This window comes from Actinomycetota bacterium, from assembly GCA_014360645.1.
Classification (GTDB): domain Bacteria; phylum Actinomycetota; class Geothermincolia; order Geothermincolales; family RBG-13-55-18; genus Solincola_B.
Genome location: JACIXD010000007.1, coordinates 148,103 through 168,674 on the forward strand (window position 1 = coordinate 148,103; position 20,572 = coordinate 168,674).

Consider the following 20,572-nt stretch of genomic DNA (forward strand, 5'->3'; position numbering starts at 1 on the left):
TCCCGGCGTCGTCGGTATGGCGCCCGTTTCACCCCGCATTGGGTCAGCCATTCATAAGGTACCCTTACTCTTGTTCTTTGCCCTCCTCCTCCTATACACGCTGACGCTCCAGACCTCGTTATCGAGTGATTGCATTCCGAACGCCTACCTCCCGCTGTCCGTGCTCAAGCACGGGTCTATAAGCCTCGGTTTTTTTTCCGAACTCTATGCCCGTGGGAGGCCGTATTTCCTGGTTCCATACGGCGGAGGCCTGCATTCCATCTTCGGGATCGGCGCGCCCCTGTTCGCCCTCCCCTTCTACCTCCCCTTTCTGTTCCGCGACTCCACACCTTCCTTCACCACCCTCATCTACGTCTCCAAGCTGGCGGCATCGTTTTATGTCTCCCTCAGCGCCGCCCTGCTATTCGCGGCGCTGCGCAGACTCACCACACAGCGGCGCGCCCTGCTCATCACCACGGTCTATGCCCTGGCGACGCCCGCGTTCTGCACCGCCTCGCAGGCGTTATGGCAGCACGGGCCCTCCCTCTTCCTGCTCTCCCTCGGCATCTACCTCCTGGTCCGCGGGATCGAGAGACCGCGGTGGTCCGCCTGGCCCGCCCTCCCGCTGGGGATCTCGGTACTGGTGCGCACCACCAACCTCGTGTTCCTGCCCCCCGTGATCATCTACCTCGGCTGGAAAAAGAGGCGGGAGCTGCCCTGGTTCTTGCTGCTCCTGCTGCCCGGCGCGCTGGCAACGGCGTTCTATAACCATGCGGCTTACGGGTCCGTCTTCCGCTTTCCCCTCATGGCGCCGAAATACCTGCTCCCGGCAGGCGAGTTCATGGCCTACAACGAATACAACGGTTTCTGGAGGACCCCCTTCCTCACCGGATTTTTCGGCAACCTGATAAGCCCGAGCCGTGGCCTTCTGGCCATCTCCCCCGTGCTCATCCTGGCTTTTCTCGGCCCGGCGACCCTTATTTCTAAATCCTTCCGTAAAGACAGATCCTACACCGAACTGGCGCTATGTTTCTTCGCCGCTTTTCTTCTCCAGCTCTTGTTGGTGGCGAAGAAAACGGACTGGACGGGTGGCAGCTCTTTCGGGAACCGGCTGCTCATCGACACCCTTCCTTTCCTCGTTTTCCTCATCCTTCCTGCCATGGAATTCGTTGGCGAACATGCGCGGCAGGCGGTGCGAAAATGCGCTTGGTCCATATTCATCCTGCTCTTCGCCGTCTCTTTCGCCTTGCAGCTGGAAGGGATAATCCCCTACGACCGTGGGAGCTGGGACCTACAGGGGCCCATCGATCGCAGGGCTTGGGACTGGCACGACAGCCAAGTGGCCTTCTACCTGAAACACCCCGAGCCCGTGGTCCCTCCTCTCGTCAGGGAGATCACGGGGAAAGCCCCGGGGGTCGCGGACCTCGAGATAGGGGTGCTGGAGGGGCGTCCGTATTTACGTTTCAGAATGAGCGAATACGCCAAAATCATCTGGAAGGTCATCTCCATGCAGGACGCAGAGACCGAGTTCTCCCTGCCTTTCTACGCGGCCAAGGGCGAAAACGAGCTCCTCTTTGCGGAAGAGTATTTCGGGGAGAACGGGCGCGAGGCCATGGAGCGGCTCATCCGGATGCTGGCGATGCCCTGCCGGCACGAGTTCGTGGTCATGGACCCCCTGACGGGCGTCGAGAACCGACACCTCCTGGTGACCTCGGCCATCCCGCCGTGACGCCGCAGCGGGCGGGCACTCCGCGCCCGCTTCCCCGCCATGCCGCATCACCCGTTGTCCCTTCCGGCACCGCCTCAGCTGCCACGCGGGTGGACGGGCCGCCCCCGCCGCGCATTCACGCCCATACCGCCGTGCACCGTCGGCAGCCGGGCGCTTCATATTGCCGGTCCTATCTGACATAATGATGCCTGGTGTTTTACATGAGGAGAACGAGCGCAGCGTTGACCATGGCCGTGCTGGCGGCCCTTTTTCTGTTTCCGAGCGTCACCGCTCTCCCCGCCGGGCGCGGAGAGATCGCCTACCTCGTGGACCTGACCCGGTCGGGATCGGGGGAGGTGGGGATCACCCTGAGCCTGGATGCGACGGAGAGCCCCCTGGTGCTGGAGCTGCCGGACGAATACGGGGACGGTCTGGCGAGCGGCCTCTCCTCCCACGTCGTGGGAGAGAGGGCCCTGGACGCTTCCGGCGCCGAGCTGGCGGTGAGGCGCGAGGGAGAGCTCTGGTATATAGACCATTCCGGCCCGCTCACCTTTTCCTATTCCCTGCGCCTCGACGGATATTCCGCGGGCACGCCCTACCTGGAGGCGCTGGCCGTGGAGAGCGGGAGCTGGCCGTATTTCCCGTATATTGACGGGGATAGCGCTTACCTGCCCGGCTTCGCCGTCTTCGTCCGGCCCCGCGGCGCGGAAGGTCTCCGTCCCCGGCTGGAGATCGACCTGCCCGCGGGATGGCGCGCTGCCCTTCCCTGGGAGGATGAGCCCGAGAGCATGCGGGACCTGCTGCAGAACCCCGTCTATGCAGGCGACATCACCCTTGCCGAAAGGGGTTCCCTGCTCGTGGCGGCGGCGGCCGGTGCCCCGGCGGCGGAGGTGGCGGGGCTCGAAGAATACGCGGACAAGGCGGTCTCCCTTCTGGAGCGCGCCCAGGGCATGCTCTGGGGCTTGGACCTGCCTGCCGGCCAGAGACTGCTGGTGATCCTGGCCCTGCGGGGAGAAGAAAAGCCGGCAACGGATGATCCTTCCGGCACGGCGCTCTATCCCTCCGTGCCCTTCTCCTCCGCCCTTGCCCTGCCCCTGCCCCGCGACGCCAACCCCCTTTCCGACGCCGTGCTCGAGGCCACCGCCCGGGGCATGTCGTCGCTCCTGCTCTCCCGCGGGCTCTACCTCCAAGAGGAGGCGGCCTGGCTGCGCGAGGGTGGTGCCTGGTACCTCCAGGACCTGCTTCCATACGAGACGGGTATCTGGGGAGCTTCCCTGTTCTGGGACCGCTTCAACCGGCATTATGACACCTACCGCGCCGCGCGGCAGAAGGGCGGCCCCAGCCTGGAGGGCGCGGCGGCGCTCGCACGCGACTCGGCCCCGGCGGCTGCGGTGCTATGCTGCGGCGGCGCGGCGGCCTGCGCCGCCTTCGACGCCGCTCTCCGCTCCCTCCAGCCCATCGCCGGCGACCTTCCGACCTTCCTGCGCAGCCTGAGGGAGATGTCCTCGCCCGGCAGCGCCCTCACCAGTGAGAGGGTACGCGCGGCCCTGGAGAGCGCCACCGGGAGAGACTGGTCGTCGTTTTTCCGCGAGCACGTCTCCGGGGATTCCCCCATCCACCCCTCCTCGTTCTCATCCCTGAACGTCACCGGACCCGCTAGTCAGCCCGGCGGCCAGGAAGCACCCCAAGGCAACACCTCCCTCTCGGGATGGGTGCTGCTGGGGGTGGCCGTGGCGCTCGTCCTCCTCATACCCTTCGTCCTCGAACCCTACACCATGCGCCCTCGCAAGCCCGGCTTCCTCGAGCGCGAGCTGAGCAAGGACGAATGACCGGAGGGGACGCGCTCCGTTTTTCGCGCGGCGGCTGACGCAGCATGTGCCCGCTCAGGGCACCACCACCTTCACCGCGTTGCTGTAGACGAGGATGGACCCGTCCCTGTATATGCCCACGCGGTAATAGTAAGCGTGTCCGGAGCTTACGGAGGTATCCGCGTAGGACCTCGATCCCGCGTCCACGAAGGTGCAGGTGTCCCCGGGGTAGGAGGGCGCGGGGTTGGTCTCGGAGCGGCACAGCTTGAAACCGGAATAGGAGCCCGTGCCGGACACCTCCCACGAGAGGACCGCCTTCCCGCCCTCCACCGCCGCGCTCAGGCATATGCTGAGCTCCTGCTTCTTCCCCGGCACCGTCACCTGCACCGCGTTGCTGTATCCCAGCACCTCTCCCCGGTCGTACACCGCCAGGCGGTAATAATAGGTACGGCCGCCCTCCACGGAGGTGTCGGTGACGGAGCGCGTGCCCTCTCCGTCGATGTACTTCCACCAGTCCCCGGGGTAGGAGGGCGCGGGGTTGGTCTCGGAGCGGCATAGCTTGAACCCCTGGAAACCGCTGTAGCCGGTGAGGGTCCAGGTGAAGTCCACCGCGCCCTCGCGGGCCGCGGCGGCAAGGGCCACGCTCTTCTGGACGGGCGGTTGCGGCGCCGGCAGCGGGGAAGGCTGGGGTTGCGGAGGAGCAGGCTGGGGCGAGGAGGGCTCCCGGGGCGGCTCTTCCTGCGTCTTCTCTTCCTCCGCCGCCTCCTCGAGGAGTCGTAGTATCCCCACCGGAAGCCCCAGCTCCTCGTCTAAGGCCTTGTTCCAACGTATCCACTCGTCGTCCAGGTGTTCGCGGGTTATGTCATAGGGCTCGCCTATGCCCCCCTGGAAGAAGTCGAGGGCGTCGCCCTCGTCAAGACTTGAGCCCGGCTCGCCGCCTGTCACCACCTTCACCGCGGAGTGGATGGAAAGCACCCTGCCCCTGCCGTCCTCCACGTCGAGCATGAAGGCCGTCCCCAGGGCGTTCACGGAGACCCCGCCAGAGCGCGCCAGATAGCGGGTCCCCTCGGCCACGCGGTGGTAGGTCCTTCCGCGCACCACCTCCACCTCGACGCCCTCTTCGCCCTCCACCAGCGCGACCTCCGTGTCCCCCTGCAGGCGCAGGATGCTCCCTGACCCGAAATCCATCCACCCCCTGGCACCCCGCGCGGCGATGACCGTGTCTCCCTCCGCCAGGGCCTCCCCCTCCACAGCGGGCCGCTCGTTCCCCTCCCCGTCCCTGACGGTCACCTCGCCCCTGTCTATGTGCAGGCTCGCCACCTCCACCCTCCCGGTGACCGTCGGCGCTCCGCCGCGCAGGAGGAACAGGGCAAACACCGCCGCTCCGGCGATCAAGCATGCCGCCGCGGCGATCCACGCCGCCCGCGGGAGGGTCACCATCCTGCGCTCACAGGGATCGGGCGCGCCTGCCCCGGAGGCCGCGCTCTCCCATATCCTCGCGCGCGCCGCCTCTTCCAGAGGAGGTACCACCGGCATGACCCGCTTGACCCTCTCCCCCAGGCGGACCAGCTCCGACAGCTCGCGGTCGAGGGAGAGGTCCTCGCCGTCCAGGACGCGCATGAGGTACTGGGAATAGTATCTGTTCCTCATGCCTCCTCCCCTCCCTCGAGCCTCTCGACCTCACGCCGCAACGCCTTGAGGGCCCGGTGCAGCCGCACCGCAAGGTTTCCCCTGCTGCATCCCAACATCTCCGCCATGGTCTCCGTGTCCAGCTCGTCCACGAACTTCAACTCCAGCAGGGCGCGCTGCCTCGCCGGGAGCCCGGCCAGGGCCTTGAGGACGAGCTCGCGTTCCTCCCGCCTCTCGAGGTCCTCCGTGGGATCCTCCCCCGCCTCTAGGACGGGGAGCACATCCTCGAGGTTCACCCTCTTCCTCCTGCCCTCGCTGCGGTAGTGGTCCACCACGGCATTGGAGGCGATGCGCACCAGCCAGGAGAAGAACGACGCGCCCTTCCACTGGAAGCCGCCGATGCCGCGCAGGGCCTTCTCGAAGACGCGGGCGGTGATGTCCTCGGCCTCGCTCACATCTCCCACCCGCCGGAGGACGAAGGCGTAGATGCCGTCCACGTAATGCTCGTAGAGCTCCGCGAAGGCCTCCATGGAGGTCCCGGCCGCGAGCACCAGCTCCTTTTCTCTTTCCCGGTCCATGGGCACCAGGGCCATGTCTGCTCCTAGGGTTAGAAACGGCCGCGACCCGGCGTTCTTACACGCCGGCGCGGCTCGGCTCACGGCTCCCGTCGAGCTTTGTTGAGCTATATTGTCTATTCGGAACGGCAGCCCGCGGCCTTGAAAGGTGCGGGTGCGGCGGACGCCGGCGCGCATATCCCCCGCTACTTCCCTTCCTCGCGCCCGTAAGCGAGCCGGCCCCCTGCCCGGGCGAGCAGAGGGCCGGCGGCGCGGTCTCGGGATCCGTGCCCTCCCGCGGGATGTCCCGTGTGCCTATCCCTCCTCTTTTTCCAGCTCCTGGTAGAGGGCGTATTTGTGTACCTTGCCCAGGGGCGTGAGGGGCAGCTCGTTACGGAAGACCACCTGGTCGGGCACCTTGTAGCTCGCCAGGTGCTCGCGGCAGAAGGCCTTGATCTCCTCCTCCGTCACCTCCGCCCCCGGCTGCGGGACCACATAAGCCCTGCCCTTCTCACCCATCACCGGGTCGGGATAGCCCAACACCGCCGCGAAGAGCACCTTGGGGTGCTTGAGGAGCACCTCCTCCACCTCGGGAGGATAGACGTTCTCCCCCCCGCGGATGTACATCTCCTTCTTGCGCCCCAGGATGTGCACGAATCCGTCCTCGTCGATGAACCCCATGTCGCCGGTGTAGAAGAACCCCTCCTCGTCGAAGGCGGCCGCCGTGGCCTCGGGCTGGTTGTAATAGCCCTTCATCACCGCCGCCCCGCGCACCGCGATCTCCCCCGACTCACCCCGGGGCACCTCCCCGCGCTCCGGGCTCATGATACGCACCTCGATGCCTTCGTTGGGGACCCCGATGGTGGTGGATATCTTCTCCCGGGGATGTTCCCGGCGGGTGAAGGTGATGGCGCCGCTGGTCTCGGTGAGTCCGTAGCCGATATAGGGCACGATGCCCATCTTCTCCTCGATCTGGTCCACAAGCTCCGGCTGCACCGGCGCCCCGGAGATGACGGCATGCCTCACGGATGAGAGGTCATAGGAGTCGAAGTCGGGCTGCATGAAGAGGAGGATGTACTGGGCCGGCACCTGCCCCATGATGGTGATGCGCTCGTCCTGCACCGTCTGGAGGACCTGCTGGGGGATAAAGGTGTCCAGCATCACCAGGGTGGTGCCGTTGACGAGCATGCTGGCGATGGCCATCACCCCGCCTCCCACGTGGTTGTTGGGGATGTCCATGAGCAGGCGCTCGTCGTCGCTCAGGCCGGAGGAGCTTATCTGTCCCTTCACGTACTCGGTGATGTTGCGGTGGGTGAGCATGGGGGCCTTGGGCTGTCCCGTGGTGCCGGAGGTGAAGAGGAGGAAGACGGTGTCGTCCTCCTGCACCTCCTTCTTTCTCTCCTCCAGCTCGGCCTCCCTGCCCTCTCCCGCGGCCAGGAACTCCTCATAGGTGATGGCGCCCTCCACCTTGGCGGCGTCCTCTTTACCGCCGATCACCACCACCTGCCGGAGGGCGGGGAGCTCGTCCCGCACCACGTTTATCTTGGCCAGGAAGTCGGAATCCATGAAGGAGGGCTCGGCGAGCACCACCGAGGCATCGGAATGTCCCAGGATGTACCTGACCTCGGCGGGGGCGAAGCGCCAGGACACCGGCACCGCGGCCGCCCCCACCTTCGCGCAAGCCAGGTAGCCGAAGACGAACTCCGGGTGGTTGGGGATATACAGGCCTACCTTGTCTCCCCGCCGCACCCCCAGGGCCAGCAGACCGCAGGCCACGCGGTTGACCTCGCGGTCGTATGCGGCGTAGGTCACACGCCGGTCACCGTAGACGATGGCCTCGCGGTCGGGCCTCTCCTTCGCCCATCTCTCCAGCGGTTCGTAAAGCAGCATCTCACACCTCCCTTTCCTTGTGGGGTCGTACCTCCTACCTCCGGTTTCGGGGTCGTGTTTCCGAGAAGGCGATGGCGCTAAACCGCATTCTCACCCCCATCTCACTCTTGCCGTGGTCAAGCCCGCGGATGTGGCTTCTCTAACGGTTGCCGAAAACCACAGCCGCGACCCGCTTCTCCCTTCTCCTCGTCATCTACCGCCGGCTCGCAGTCCATTTGCGGCATCCGTGCGGCTCGCCACCGCGCCGCCAGTCCCTGCAACCTCCATTTCCGCGCCGAAACGCCGGCGCCCGTTTCGCGTCCTTCCCCGTACTCGCAGGCCGTCCGGCTCTTCCCGGATTGCGGCCAGGCGCGGGGTCGCCGGGGTCCCCGCTCCCTTCCCCCTCACCTATACCTGTCATCCGAGCTGAGCACGGCCACGCCGCACACCACGCCTCCCAGTCCTCCCAGGTTGTGGACCAGCCCGGTTCTGGCGCCCTCGCGCTGGCGCCCCTCCGCCCGGCCCTGCAGCTGGCGCGTGATCTCGTACACCATGCGGCAGCCGGTGGCCCCGATGGGATGTCCGAAGCACTTGAGCCCCCCTGAGGGATTGACGGCCACGTCGCCGTCGATGGAGGCGCGGCCCTCGCGCACGAACTTCCCTCCCTCGCCCTTGGCGCAGAACCCCAGGTCCTCGTAATTGAGGATCTCGGTGATGGTGAAACAGTCATGGACCTCGGCGCAGTCTATCTCCTCGCGGGGGTTCTCGATGCCCGCCATCTCGTAGGCAACCCTGGCCGCCTTCACCGTTGGGATCCAGGTGAGGTAGTCGAAGTCCGGGTCGAAGGGCAGGAGGTTGGAAAAAACCGAGAGTCCCAGACCGCGCAGCACCACGTAGTCGTCGCGGTACTTCCGGGCGATCTCCCTGCGGGTGATGATCACCGCCGCGGCGCCGTCGGATATGGCGCAGCAGTCCAGGAGCCCCAGGACTCCCGAGACGATGGGGGCCTTCATCACCTGCTCCAGGGTCACCTCGCGGCGGAAATGGGCTTTGGGGTGGGCGGCGCCGTTGTAGTGGTTCTTCACCGCCACGTGTGCCAGGTCCTCCTTGGTGGTGCCGTACTTGCGGGCGTGCTGCGGGAAGGCCAGGCCGAAAGCGCTGGGCGCGGTGAGGCCTTTCAACAGCACCGGGTGGCCGAAGCCGGCGGTGGGCAGCCCGCGGCCTGCCTGGTCGGTGAGTTTCTCCACCCCCGCGGCCATGACCAGGTCGTACATCCCGGAAGCCACCCCCAGGCAGGCGTTGCGGAAAGAGTCCAGCCCGGAGACGCAGTAGTTCTCGGTATGGGTGATGGGGATGTGGTAGAGCTTGAGGGGGTCCGCCAGGGTGGCACCGGAGAGACCCGTGAAGGGGTACTGGATACCGATCCAGGCGGCCTGGATGTCCTCGGGCTTCACGCCGGCATCCTCGTAGGCCTCGTAGGCCGCGGCCACCAGCATGCTCTCCACGTCCATGTCGAAGTTCTCGCCGAACTTGCTGGCTCCCACTCCGATGATGGCGATATCGTGCAGGCTGCAGCTCATACCGCGTCACCCCCTCCCCTCACCGGACGGCATTTCCAGAAATAGGTATAGAAGTCCTCGCCCTCGAAGAGCCTGCGGAAGGTGAGCTCCACCTCCATGTCCAGCTCCACCGCTTCCGAGTCGCGGTCGGTCATGTGCAGGAAGATGCGCCCCCCGCCGTCCAGGTCCACCAGGCAGAGGGTGGTTGGCGACTCCATGGACTCGAAAAGGTGATCGTTTATGAAGTTGAAAAGCCTGCCCCGGCGGGCCAGCCTGACTTCCTCGCGCTCGCCCCTGGCGCGGCAGCGTGAGCACACCGCCTGGGGCGGGAATCTCACCAGGCCGCATTCGCGGCAGCGCGATCCGTACAAGGAATAGAGCTCGCGCCGTTCCCGCCAGAGGATGGTGGTGGAGCTCGCGTATTCGGGCCTGCCCATGCGCAGGGCATCCCGGTAGCGCAGGAAGACCGGGTAGCTGTCCAGGGAGGACCAGGACGCCAGGTGCCCCCGCAGGCCGCGCCGCGGCAACAGTCCCTCCAAGGCCTCGGTGACGCGGAAGAGCAGCACGTCCACCCCTTCCCCGTAGTTGGCGAGGAGGATGAGGTCGCCCGCCTTGACCCCGCTCTCCAGTGCTCCGGCCAGCATGAGCAGGGGCTGTGCGGTGCCCGTCCACCCCACGGACGCGAAGAGCGCGTCCTGCATCTGGGTCGCGGGGTCGAGCTTCAGCGCCTTCGCAACCGCCATGTGAGCGCGGAAATCGGGAGCGGAACATACCGCGCGCGACACCTCTTCCGGACGCACGCCAAACCTCTCCATGGCCTTCCCGATCCCCGCCGCCATCCTCTCCGTATAGCCCTTGGTCTGGGCCATGCGGGCGTTGAACTCCCTGAGGGTGCGGTCGCGGGCCTCGCGCCTCCAGGTCATATAGGTCTCGTCCGGAGAGGAGTAGGAGCCCAGGTACTCCGCTATCACCCCCTCGCCCGACCCCACCAGCACCGCTCCGGCCCCGTCTCCCAGGGTCTGCTCCCATGCGGTCATGGGCTCGGCGAATCTGGCGTCCGCCGCGGTGACCAGGATGTCGTCGGCCTTTCCCGCCTTCACCGCGTCGAGCGCCGCGCCCAGGGCAGAGGTGGAGGCGCGCAGAGAGAGGGCGAAATCGCAGGTGTAGGCCTCGTCAGTAACGTCGAGCACGACGGCGATGAGGCTGGCTGAAGACTTCTCAGCATAGGGCGGGGTGGTGCTGGCGAAGAACAGCCCCCCGAGGTCGCTCGCCTCCAAACCCGCGAGGCAGTCCGAAGCCGCCTCGCAGGCCATGGTCAGGCTGTCCTCGTCGAAATTGGCCACCGCCACCGTCCCCGGCGCGCCGGGGATGCCCCAGGAGCGGGCGACGGTCTCGCGGCTCATCCTGAGCCACGGCACATAGGCCCCGAAGGATTTGATGCCGATCATATCTACCTCCCTCCCCTCCGAAATGACCGACAGAGGCGCCGCATACTAGGGATACCCATGGGTCGCCGTGCCGTTCACCGTGTCTCGTCCCCGCCGCGGTCACGCCGTCGGGAAGCGCGCTCCGGGTCTTTTTGGCCGCGACCGCGCTCTCCCGCGACGGCGTCATACCGGTAGGCCGGGATGGGAAATCGGGCCGCCCGCCATTGTATGGTATATATTACCAATGCATGCCCGACGGAGCTGGCAGGGTATGGCGGTCGTACACCCGCGGTGCAACGCGAACTCCCTCCCCTCCGATCATCCGCTCAAGACTGCACCAGCCGATTGATGCCATAGTATGAACCGATACTTCATATTATCACACCACGGCCGGGGCCGTATCCTCGATACCGGTCGCTTCCGCGAGATGCCCGGGGAACGCACCCATCTGCATCATGTCCCGCAGCGAGATGCCCGGGGAACGCGCACGGCTGCATCGTGTTCCGCCTCTGAATCACCGGGAAGGTTTCTCCTCACGGTTTTCCTGTCATGGCATTCACGGCAGGGATGCCCCGCTCCGTGGAGGCCGAAGAGCTGATCCCGGCCTCCCTTGACCCTTGAATATTTGACCCCTTATCTGTTTGACTTTAGGGTTACTTTCTGGTAGCCTGATGTTGAATATGATGACGCGTTTCCGTTCGCCCACTCGTTTAGGGGGCGAGGACAGCGGACGCAAGGTGGACAGGCGATGAAGACCGCAAAGACCGTGGAGGCAATAAGCAGGGAGATGAAGAGGCCCGGCCCGGGCATGGCCGGGTCTTTTACATAGGGCGGTAAGACGGACGGAAGAAGGGAGGCCTGGGGGGCAGGCGACGTGAGCGGGCTTTGAGGGGAAACAGGGGTTCGCCCTCAGGACCGTCTTGAGACCGGGATTCGCTCGGCGTAGATTCCCCGCTCTCTCGGGCAGGGTACAAAGAAACGCGTTTACCGGTCATCATGCAGAGCCACGAGCTTCGTCGTCCCGTGCCCGCCGCAGGGTACCCATCGCGGGATGGAGGATACCGCAGGACCGCCTCCACCCGCGGGACGCGAGAAGGAGGTAGATGCGCATGAGGAAGACGAGGAGATGGCCGGTTTTCCTGGTCATCGCGACGCTGGTGGCCACCGCCGTGCTGGCGGGCTCCGCCGCAGCCCTGGCGGAGGAGGCCCAGGGGTCGGCGTCCGTAGACACGCGAGGCGTCATCGAAGCCCTGGTATGGGACGACTTCAAGAGCCCGGACGGCAAATACACCGACGCCGACCTGGTGGACGGCATCAAGGTTAACCTCTACCATCTCGAGGAAAAGCAGTGGGTGACCAGCCTCGACCCCACGGTCGAGAATTTCGAGGGACCGGACCCGAATACCTACCTTTTCTACATGGATTCAAAGAACTTATTCGGCGGCACGGTGCGGGAATACTGGAACGGCAAGTGGGTCCTGGTGGGCAGCAAACTGACCGGTCCCGGCGGGTACGTCTTCGGCTAGGAGAACCCCCTCACCGAGTACCAGCACGGCTGGGTGGGGTGGAACAACCTTCCGCTGGACGCATGGGGGGACAACACCTTCTACAAGGTGGAGCTGGATGTCAACGGGACCTTCAAGCCCCTGGACGGCGGGGAGAGGGTCGCACAGCTCAATCCCTGGAACCTTCATAGTGTGCAGTACCTGCCAGGGACCTTCGACACCACGCCGCCCTTCGCCATCAATTCCACCTCCGCCTACATCGGGGGGACGGTGTGGAGCGACGCCAACGCGGACCAGTCCAGGCAGTGGGCGGAGCGGCCCCTGGAGGGCTGCACGGTGGTGCTCACCAACCGCTACGGGTCCAGGGTGGCCACCGCGACCACCAACCGCTACGGCTACTTCTACTTCCAGGGCCTGCAGCCCGGCACCTACAAGGTGTGGGTGATGAGCAAACGCTACTTCAAGCAGGTGGCCCCCTACTACAAGCTCCTCACCTGGCCTCCTTGCGGGTGCGAGAAGGGTCACTACACCATCAGCGCCGTGAAAGGCAAATACTACGAGAACAACGACTTCGGGCTCCTGGACATGAAGGACTCCGTATGGGCCACGCTTTACTACGGCCTGTGGTGGATCGGCCTTTTGCAGTACCAGTTCCGGTAGGAGCTATCGGGCCGTCCGAGGGGTAAAGGCATAAACCTGAAGACCGCAAGGTCACCGGGCCCCGGCCGTGCCGGGGCCCTTTTCCTTTCCCCTGCAACAGCATTTCGGCACAGGCGCTTGGTGAGCGCCTCATTAAAGGCCTGTGCCGGTATACAGTGTCATCAACTTCAGCAGCGAAGGCTTCGGCAAGGCGCTTGGTGAGCGCCTCATTAAAGGCCTGTGCCGGGGCCCTTTTCCTTTCCCCTGCAACAGCACTTCGGCAAAGGGCGAAAGAGGCGGGCGTTCATGGCAGGAAGGAAGCCGTCCATGCCGGAGGTTCCGGCATGGATCCCGATCTTACGGCCTCTTCCCAGGTTTCAAGCGTATGGCTCTGTCCCACCGGCTTCACGAACTCGTAATAGGAGAACCCCGCCCCCACGGTAAGGGTCAGGCGACCCTCCACGGGCGCCACCACGTAGTAGATGAGCGGCCTTCCCGTCGCCGCCTGGAGGACCTCGCCGTAGACCGGGTCGCGGTAGAGGTCGCTCAACCCGCAGGCGCAGGCGTCACGGTCCGACGGGACCTCTTCCGGCCCGTGCAGAGGCAGGGAGGCGATGAAGGAGAGGGTGTCCCCTACCGCCGCAATGGCGGCGTATTCCTCCGCGGTGGGGATCTCGTTGCGGAGCTCCTTTTCCGAGACGCTCTTCAGGGTGAGGAGCAGCCCGTGGAGCGCCTCCAGCCTCTCCTCGCTCTCCGGCTCGGAGAGGCCGCGCTCCCGCAGACCGCGCCGCAGCACATCCGCCAGTGCGGCGAGCTTCCCATAGGCATCGGGCAGGGGCTCCACGTAACCCTTCTCTCCCTGCCCCATCCCCGCCCGCGCAACGTTCTCCGTCCCCGCGCTTCCTGCGACCTCTCCGGGCTCCTGCGCGTCATCCCGCCTCAGCTCCACCCGGAAAGCGAGAAAGGAACAGAGGTTGCGGTCAAGCCACGCCGTCTCCTGCATGAAGCGGGGGTATCCTCCGCCCCGCGGTCCCAGGACCCCGCGCAGCACCTCCTGCCAGCCGCCGTAGAGGTCCACGCGGCTGGGAGCAGTCATTGGTGCTGCGAGCTCCGCGCGCATTTCCGCCAGGCCCTCGCGGTAGGCTTCCGTTCCCTCCCCATAGACCTCCTCCAGGAGCTGCGCAGCCCTATCCGAACCCAGGGCGGCCGGGATGTCGAGTCCCCTGGGAAGCTGCCGTCCCGGCACCTCGTCCGCCACCAGGGCGGGAAACACCGTGTCCTCCAGCCTCTCGCATCTACCGAGGAGGCGGAAGCAAGGGGGGGCCGCACCGCCCGCTTCTCCCCTGCCTCCTTCTACTTCCTTCCTCTTATCCCCCGCTACCCGCGACAGCAGCTCGTCCACGGCGGAATCGTTCTCGAGGTCGCGCAGTGTGAAGCTCCTTCCGAACACTCCGCCCATAATCGGGGCGAGGACGTAGGGGTTGAAGTCGGCGGTCACGCCCGCCAGGAAGGCGTTGACCTGGTAGATGCGGTCCCAGAGGGCGAGGGCGGGCTCCCCGTCCACCTCGGCCACGTGCAGAGCACCCATGAGCACCGCGGCGCGCCTGGCCATGTCGCGCCCCCTCCTGACCTCCTCCGGGTTAGTTCCCTCCTCCATGATGAAGCCCATCTCTCCCAGCCAGGCAACGGCGCGAGAATATCCTTCCATCTCAGACCCGGTCCGGTAGCGACCCTGCGGGCTCAGGCGCCCGTAATCCACCGCGGTGCCGAAAAGAGGGGAGACCGCTTTTTCGCCCCCGCCGCGCACGAGGGCGAGTTCCTCCTCGACGAGGCACGCGGCCTCCGGCGGCATGTCCGCTTCGCAGTCCAGGAGGTCGGCCGCCACCCCCAGGTAAGCCAAGGCCGCCAGTGCCGCCTCGCGCACCGCGCCCTTCGCCTCACGGTACCATCCAAGCACCACCTCCAGCATCCCGTTCACCAGTTTACGGAGATCGCCCACGAGGACATCGCTTTCCAGGTTATGGTGAATACGCGTGCCCAGACAGTGAAAGGCGAACAGGGCGGCGTCCAGGGTCACGAACTTCGCCCCTCCCATCTCCCGGTAAGCGCGGTCGATGCGGTCGTATTCCCCGGGCACCGCGACGAAGGCGTGTGCCGCCAGTGCTTGTCTCGCCTCCCGGTCCGGGGGAGCCGCAGCGGCTCCCGCGACGCCGGAGAGGTCGGCGCTCACCGCGTAGGGGGCGACCCTCGCGGCGGTGGCCGCCGGCACCGGGTAATAGAGGGCGAAGCGGTCCTCCATCACATGCGTGGAGAGCTCGATCCTGGCTTCCCCTCCCCCGCATCCAGCCGGGAAGGTCAGCCATGCCGGCAACAAAGCCGCCAGGACCAGGAAGACAGCCGCTCGATACGCCGGGCGCACTCTCACCTCCATGGGGTCAGCCCCGGACATGGGACATCACAACCTCAACGCTCCCCGCCGGATGCGCCCGCGGCCAGCCTCCTCTACCCCCGAAGAGGCCTCTCAATCCCCGCAGGACCGGCAATAGGTATGATTATAATAATGGATGGCGGCGGTCGGGAGTCATTGGCGTACGATTTATGGAGGACTTCCGAAGCCGGGGAGGCGACGGTATGGTGAGAAGCGAACTGCGATGCACTCTGGAGAGGCGGAGATTTTTGTCCCATGTCCAGGGCTGACCCCATATTGTTGTTGATCGCTGCGGTGCTGTTTCTGTCGGTGCTCCCGGCGGGTTGCGGCGAGACCGGAACGCCCGTGCAGATAGTGGAGCCCGAGACGCCGATCCCCGGTGAGATCCCCGGTCTCTCCGCTGATCAGAGCAGGACGGTGGCGGAATACGGCTATCCCGACCACTTCTTCATCTCCATCGACCCCTACAGCTCGGACCGTGTGGAGCGCTGGACCTATTTCAGGCTGGGGAGAGTGCTGGACTTCGACAACGGACGCCTGTGGGGAGAGGAGCCGGTGGATGACCAGTCGGAGCACTATCCTCCCACCGACCTTCATCCCCAGGACTTCCGGACCACACTCACCCCCGCGGAGGCGACGGCGGCGCTGGGGGAGCCTCTGTTCACCCACGAGGCTGGGGACGGCCTGATGCCCGAGAACACCATCATGGTCTACGAAAAGGCGGTGCTGCTCTTCCGGGGCGAGAAGCTCATGGGAGTGGACACGCAGGTCAGGCCGCCCGCTCTGCCGGTGCCCTGAGGACAAGCGGGGATTAAAGGACGACCGGATGGGAACAATAGGTAATAAACGCCGGTTATCCCCGAGGACACGCGCGGGATAAAATGCCGAGCCGTCGAGGAACGGCGCCGAGACTCGAGCGCGGTGCATGCGGAGCCGGGACATGCCGCAAGTCGGCGTCTCCTTTCGTGAACCGCACCACCCGAGGGCAGGGCGGTCCCACCTGGTCGGCGGGAGGCCGGAGATGCTCGGTAGGGCGTTGAACGAGGGTGGCGAGGAAAATGAGGGGTGCCCACAAATACCGATACGCCCTGTACGGCTTCCTGGTTGGAGCCGGCTTCTGCGGCCTGCTCTTTCTCCTGCACTACCTCATCTCCTCCGGGACGCCCGGACAGCTGCTGCGCGAGTTCCCCGCCGCCGTCGTCCTCGCCTTCCTCAGCCTGCCGCTGTGCCTCCTAGCCGGCTACCTCCTAGGGGCGGAAAAGGATCAGCGCGCCTCCGCGGTGCTCTGGGAGGAGAAATACCGGGAGCAGGAGAAGAAGCTGGAAGGCCACGCCGCCCTCCTCGCCCGCAACCAGGTCTCCAGGCACATGGCTAGGATCGCGGCCCAGGAGATGAAACACCCCCTGACCTCCATCGTGGGATACGTCATGACCCTGCGGGAATACTGGGACAGGCTGGACGACGAGGCGAAGCGCGAGTTCCTGGAGTTCATCAAGGTCTCCTCGTCGCGCCTGGAAGGGATAACCAATGACCTCATGCGCATCATGGAGCTCGGCGCCCATCATCAGAGACCGCACGACGAGAAAGTGGAGGTGGCGGAGATCGTCTCCGAGGTCTGTGCGCTGATGGAAGAGGTCTTCGCGCAGCGCGGACTCAAGGTCGCCCTGCGCTTCCTGGACCGCATCCCGCCCATGTGGAGCGACTCCTCTCTGCTCTTCGACCTCCTCTACAACCTCGTGGACATCTGCATGCGCAGCAGTGAGGACGGCGGCATGGTCTCGGTGTGGTGCTCCCGCCGCGATTCCCGCCTCACCATGCACCTGCGCTGCCACAAATCCTCTCTTAACAGGAGGACTCTGGAGCGCCTGGGGGAATGGCCTCCCGAGGAGAGCGAGGGGGAGGCCGCCACCCTGGGCATGGAATACCACCTCGCCATGACCATGGCGGAGGAACTGGGAGGCGAGCTGAAGATGGACATGGTGGGAGAGAGCGGGGTATCCTTCATGCTGTCCTTGGGAGGTCTCGAGGCCTGTACCGCCAAGAGTTGAGGGAGGACCGCGAACGACGGAGGTGAAGGGCGACGATGGGGATGCGAAAGTGCCGCGGATGCGGGTTTCCCTACTGGCTCAGCAGGCTCATCAGCTGGAACGAGAACGGGACCATCACCATGAAGGCCAATCCCAACTACCGCGTGGTGATCATCGAGGCCGATTTTCTCACCGATCTCTTTTCCCGCATCGAGGAGAGCATGGGCCTTTCCATATCCCACCTCGTCTTCGAGGCCCAGCGCAACGCCGCTGTGGAGACCATCGGCTCCCAGCTGGCCCGCTTTCCCTATACGCTCGGCAGATGGGGGCCTAACCGGCGCCTGGCGGTACAGGCCTTCTGCCACCTCTCTTCCTGGCTAGGCCAGGCCTATGCGAGGCCGCTCCGCTACCGGCCCGGCAGAGGCGGGGAGGCAGTGATCCGCAACCCCTACAACCGGGAGCTCATGGCGGCCATCGTGGTGGGGGCCTTCGAGAGCCTCGAGCGCCGCCCCTTCGAGTATCGCTGGAAAGAACAGGAGGGAAATGAGGTCATTGTGGTGAGGGCTGCCGAGAGCAGGCCGGAGATCTCCCAGCGCATGGCCCTAGAATATCCTCCCATCCTCCCCGGACACTTCTACATGCCCCGCTGTCCCTCATGCGGCGTGCCGCGCGAGCTCGCCCACCTGCGCTGGGACGAGAGGGAAGGCACGATCACCGACACGCGCCGCGACGTGCGCGTGGTCTTCCTAGACGGTTTCGTCCCCAGCGTCGTCTTCCGCGAGCTGGAGCGGGAGCTGGGTTCCGACATCTACCCCCTCATCATCCAGGCCGAGAAGGACTACACCCACCGCCGCCTGAAAGACCTGGGGGTTTCGGGACACCTGGGAGGGGTGCTCCCCAGGCGCGAGCGGGAGAGCATCTACGAGAACGTCCTCGCCACCCTGCCCCCCCGCGGGCAGGGCAACCCGGTGCAGTACGAGTACGGCTTCGAGGGGCTCACGGTCACGGTGGAGAACCCCTACAACGAGCATCTCCTGGCGGGGCAGATGGCCGCCCTATTCGAGGCGGCGGAGGGGAAGGAGGCCGAGATCTCATGGTATTCGCCCCAACCCTCCAGCGTCGTCTTCAACGCCCGGGCACGCGAACGCCAGGGAGCGTAAAGGGGCCGGACAGCCCTCGCCGTCAGCATGCCGTCCGTCGGCGGCCCAATGCCGTTACGGCCACTCCGTGCCGTAGTAGGGACGGGCGTAGGGGGGCGCTTCCCGGTAGAAATAGATGAGGGCGGTGACCCGCTGCCCGCTCTCCAGCACCACCTCCATCTCCCCCTTCTCGAAACCCGCCTCTCTCTCGATGACGTCGATGATGCGGATCATCTCCTCGTAGAGCCCCTCCTGGGGTACCAACAGAACCCCGTTGACGAGCGTCCCGCAGTCGGACCCGGGCTCCACCAGCAGGGGATATCCGAAGGGGGTCTCGTAGAGCCTCCCGGGGATGCAGGCGGGAATGGCCTCCCTCACCGTATGGCTGATGTGGCGGAACATCTTCTCGCCGGGCTTGAGGTTTCCGTAGGCGAATACCGGTATCACTTCCATACCCCGATCCTGCCGCGCCTCTCCTCTTCTGCCTCTCCGGGTATCTTCACTGCGGCGGGATGAGTTTGCCGGGGTTCATGATCTCCGCCGGATCCACGGTCTTCTTCACCGCCCTGATGGTTTCCAGGGAGATGTCGCCCACCTCGCGCCGCATCCAGGGCGCGTGCTCGTAACCCACCCCGTGGTGGTGGCTAATGGTCCCCCCGTATTCCATGATCGCCTCCGAGGCCGCCCTCTTCGCTTTCTCCCATTGCTCCTCCTCCCTCCCCTCCTCAGCCATGGGAGCGAAGAAGGTGTAGTAGAGGGAGGCGCCCTCGCGGTAGGAATGGGAGACGTGACATGCCACCATGCTCTTCCTCCCCTCCTCCTCCAGGGCGGAGCGCAGGGCGCTGCGCACCTCGCCGTAGAGGTGCAGCAGGTTGTCCCAGGTGGTGGCGGTCTCCAGGGTGTCCACCATCACCCCCCAGTTGATGAGCTGCTCGCGGAAATAAGCGGTCTCATGGCGGCTCTTGTACCACTGGCGCCCGGGGCTGGTGCCGAGGTGGAAGCCTCCCAGCTGCCTGCAGAGGCGCAGGATGCCCACCCGCAGGTATTCCACCTCATCGCGCTCGCCCTCCAAGCCCAGCACCATGAAGGCGCCGTCATCGAAGGAGTAGCCCCGGCTGGCCAGCACCTTGAGGGCGGCGTCCTCCGCCTTCCTCTTCCACCTGCTGCCGGTGGTGGAGCGGAAGGCCTGGGCCAGGGCGGTCTCGGTGCGGTCGGAGAGCCTAACGCAGGTGGGGACCAGCCCCTGCTGCATCATCTCCCTGATGGCCGACACCCCCGCGGCGAAATTGCGGAAGATGAGCCCCCGGTAGTCGATAACGGAAGGGAGGGGCCGGATGCGCATGGTCGCCTCGGTGATGACGCCGAAGAACCCCTCCGACCCCACACAGAGCTGTAGCACCGATGGTCCCGCTGCCGTGGAGGGCACCTTTCGGGTGTCGATGACCCCGCGCGGTGTGACCATGCGCAGGGCCAGGACCATGTCCTCGATGTCCCCGTAACCGGTGGACTGCCTCCCGGAAGCGCGGGTCGCCAGCCATCCCCCGAGGGAGGAGTGGTCGAAGCTCTCGGGAAAGTGCCCGAGGGTATAGCCGTGGGCGTTGAGCTGTTCCTCTATCTCTGGCCCCAGGGCGCCCGCCTGGATCACCGCCGTCTGCGAGGTGGCATCGACGCGCAGCACGCGGTTCAGCCTGGCTAGGTCCATGCTGATGACCCCGTCCTTTCCCTCCGCCAGGGGTTCAACCCCACCCGTGACGCTGGAGCCGCCCCCGAAGGGGATGACCGCGAGGTTGTTCTCCTCCGCGATGCGGAGCAGGGCCACCACCTCGCCCTCCTCCCGGGGCCAGACCACCACGTCCACGGGACGCTCCACCCTGCGCTGGCGGAAACGCAACAGGTCGCGGTAGCTCTTGCCCATGGAATGGCTAACGCGATGGAACCTGCCGGTGGACAGGTTTTCCGGCCCGCATAGCTCCTCCAGGGTCCGCATGAGTTCCGCGCCTATGCGACAGGGAGGAAGGTCGATCTCCTCCAGCTGAGGGTCGGTGAAGCGGTCGCAGTCGAGGGCCATTCCCAGGTTTTCCCGCAAGAAGGGCATGATGTTCTCGCGGTTCTCGACGTCGAACCTCTGGTCCAGGTCTCCCCAGCCCCACCAGCGGGACTTCCCCTCCACGTAATCGGACATCGCACCTACCTCCTCGTCGCGCGAGCTCTGACCTCCAAGAAGTATTTTACCCCAAGCGGCCGCCCGAGCAGCCCGGGATTGCCCAGGTGAAAAAGGGGGCATCGTGTGCCGTCTCGGTT

15 protein-coding genes are annotated in these 20,572 nt (G+C 65.7%); 7 read left to right on the top strand and 8 right to left on the bottom strand.

All coding sequences use genetic code 11. The annotated features are described in order from the left end of the window. The first annotated feature begins 70 nt into the window (after positions 1-70). Positions 71-1,708, top strand: a complete 1,638-nt coding sequence (locus H5T74_08190) for a glycosyltransferase family 39 protein (protein MBC7230353.1) — start codon at positions 71-73, stop codon at positions 1,706-1,708. Positions 1,709-1,929: 221 nt separating this feature from the next. Next, complete coding sequence (locus H5T74_08195) at positions 1,930-3,516, top strand: hypothetical protein (protein MBC7230354.1); 1,587 nt, start codon at positions 1,930-1,932, stop codon at positions 3,514-3,516. A 54-nt stretch (positions 3,517-3,570) separates the two neighbouring features. Here H5T74_08195 and H5T74_08200 read toward each other — a convergent pair whose 3' ends face one another. The 5 genes from H5T74_08200 to H5T74_08220 form a co-directional block, all read right to left on the bottom strand. After that, positions 3,571-5,145, bottom strand: coding sequence for a FecR domain-containing protein (locus H5T74_08200; protein ID MBC7230355.1), 1,575 nt, complete (start codon positions 5,143-5,145; stop codon positions 3,571-3,573). Beyond that, a complete protein-coding gene (locus tag H5T74_08205; protein MBC7230356.1) occupies positions 5,142-5,717 on the bottom strand; it encodes a sigma-70 family RNA polymerase sigma factor in 576 nt (191 codons plus the stop codon). The genes H5T74_08200 and H5T74_08205 overlap by 4 nt, the downstream gene beginning before the upstream one ends. Positions 5,718-5,993: 276 nt before the next feature. Continuing rightward, the gene (locus H5T74_08210) at positions 5,994-7,568 is read right to left on the bottom strand and encodes an AMP-binding protein (protein MBC7230357.1); all 1,575 of its coding nucleotides are present in this window, start codon (positions 7,566-7,568) and stop codon (positions 5,994-5,996) included. A gap of 383 nt (positions 7,569-7,951) precedes the next feature. Next, positions 7,952-9,127, bottom strand: coding sequence for an acetyl-CoA acetyltransferase (locus H5T74_08215; protein ID MBC7230358.1), 1,176 nt, complete (start codon positions 9,125-9,127; stop codon positions 7,952-7,954). Continuing rightward, a complete protein-coding gene (locus tag H5T74_08220; GenBank protein ID MBC7230359.1) occupies positions 9,124-10,554 on the bottom strand; it encodes a hydroxymethylglutaryl-CoA synthase family protein in 1,431 nt (476 codons plus the stop codon). Before H5T74_08220 ends, H5T74_08215 begins: the two co-directional genes overlap by 4 nt. A gap of 1,088 nt (positions 10,555-11,642) precedes the next feature. On the opposite strand from H5T74_08220, the gene H5T74_08225 reads away from it, so the two are divergent. Continuing rightward, positions 11,643-12,059, top strand: a complete 417-nt coding sequence (locus H5T74_08225; protein MBC7230360.1) for a hypothetical protein — start codon at positions 11,643-11,645, stop codon at positions 12,057-12,059. A 33-nt stretch (positions 12,060-12,092) separates the two neighbouring features. Then, a complete protein-coding gene (locus H5T74_08230) occupies positions 12,093-12,698 on the top strand; it encodes a carboxypeptidase regulatory-like domain-containing protein (GenBank protein ID MBC7230361.1) in 606 nt (201 codons plus the stop codon). Between the two features lie 283 nt (positions 12,699-12,981). On the opposite strand, the gene H5T74_08235 is transcribed toward H5T74_08230, so the two are convergent. Beyond that, on the bottom strand, positions 12,982-15,126 hold the full coding sequence (locus tag H5T74_08235) for a DUF3160 domain-containing protein (GenBank protein MBC7230362.1): 2,145 nt from the start codon (positions 15,124-15,126) through the stop codon (positions 12,982-12,984). Positions 15,127-15,360: 234 nt separating this feature from the next. Here H5T74_08235 and H5T74_08240 point away from each other — a divergent pair, with 234 nt between their 5' ends. From H5T74_08240 to H5T74_08250, 3 genes are all read left to right on the top strand, one after another. Further along, positions 15,361-15,903, top strand: a complete 543-nt coding sequence (locus H5T74_08240; protein ID MBC7230363.1) for a hypothetical protein — start codon at positions 15,361-15,363, stop codon at positions 15,901-15,903. A 260-nt stretch (positions 15,904-16,163) separates the two neighbouring features. Beyond that, a complete protein-coding gene (locus tag H5T74_08245) occupies positions 16,164-17,153 on the top strand; it encodes a HAMP domain-containing histidine kinase (GenBank protein ID MBC7230364.1) in 990 nt (329 codons plus the stop codon). A gap of 35 nt (positions 17,154-17,188) precedes the next feature. Further along, positions 17,189-18,292 carry a hypothetical protein gene (locus tag H5T74_08250; GenBank protein MBC7230365.1) on the top strand — a complete coding sequence of 368 codons (1,104 nt, stop codon included), beginning with the start codon at positions 17,189-17,191 and terminating at the stop codon, positions 18,290-18,292. Between the two features lie 54 nt (positions 18,293-18,346). On the opposite strand, the gene H5T74_08255 is transcribed toward H5T74_08250, so the two are convergent. Together H5T74_08255 and H5T74_08260 are read right to left on the bottom strand one after the other, a co-directional pair. Next, positions 18,347-18,724 carry a gamma-glutamylcyclotransferase gene (locus H5T74_08255; GenBank protein ID MBC7230366.1) on the bottom strand — a complete coding sequence of 126 codons (378 nt, stop codon included), beginning with the start codon at positions 18,722-18,724 and terminating at the stop codon, positions 18,347-18,349. Positions 18,725-18,770: 46 nt separating this feature from the next. Next, complete coding sequence (locus H5T74_08260) at positions 18,771-20,453, bottom strand: FAD-binding oxidoreductase (GenBank protein MBC7230367.1); 1,683 nt, start codon at positions 20,451-20,453, stop codon at positions 18,771-18,773. Positions 20,454-20,572 lie beyond the last annotated feature (119 nt).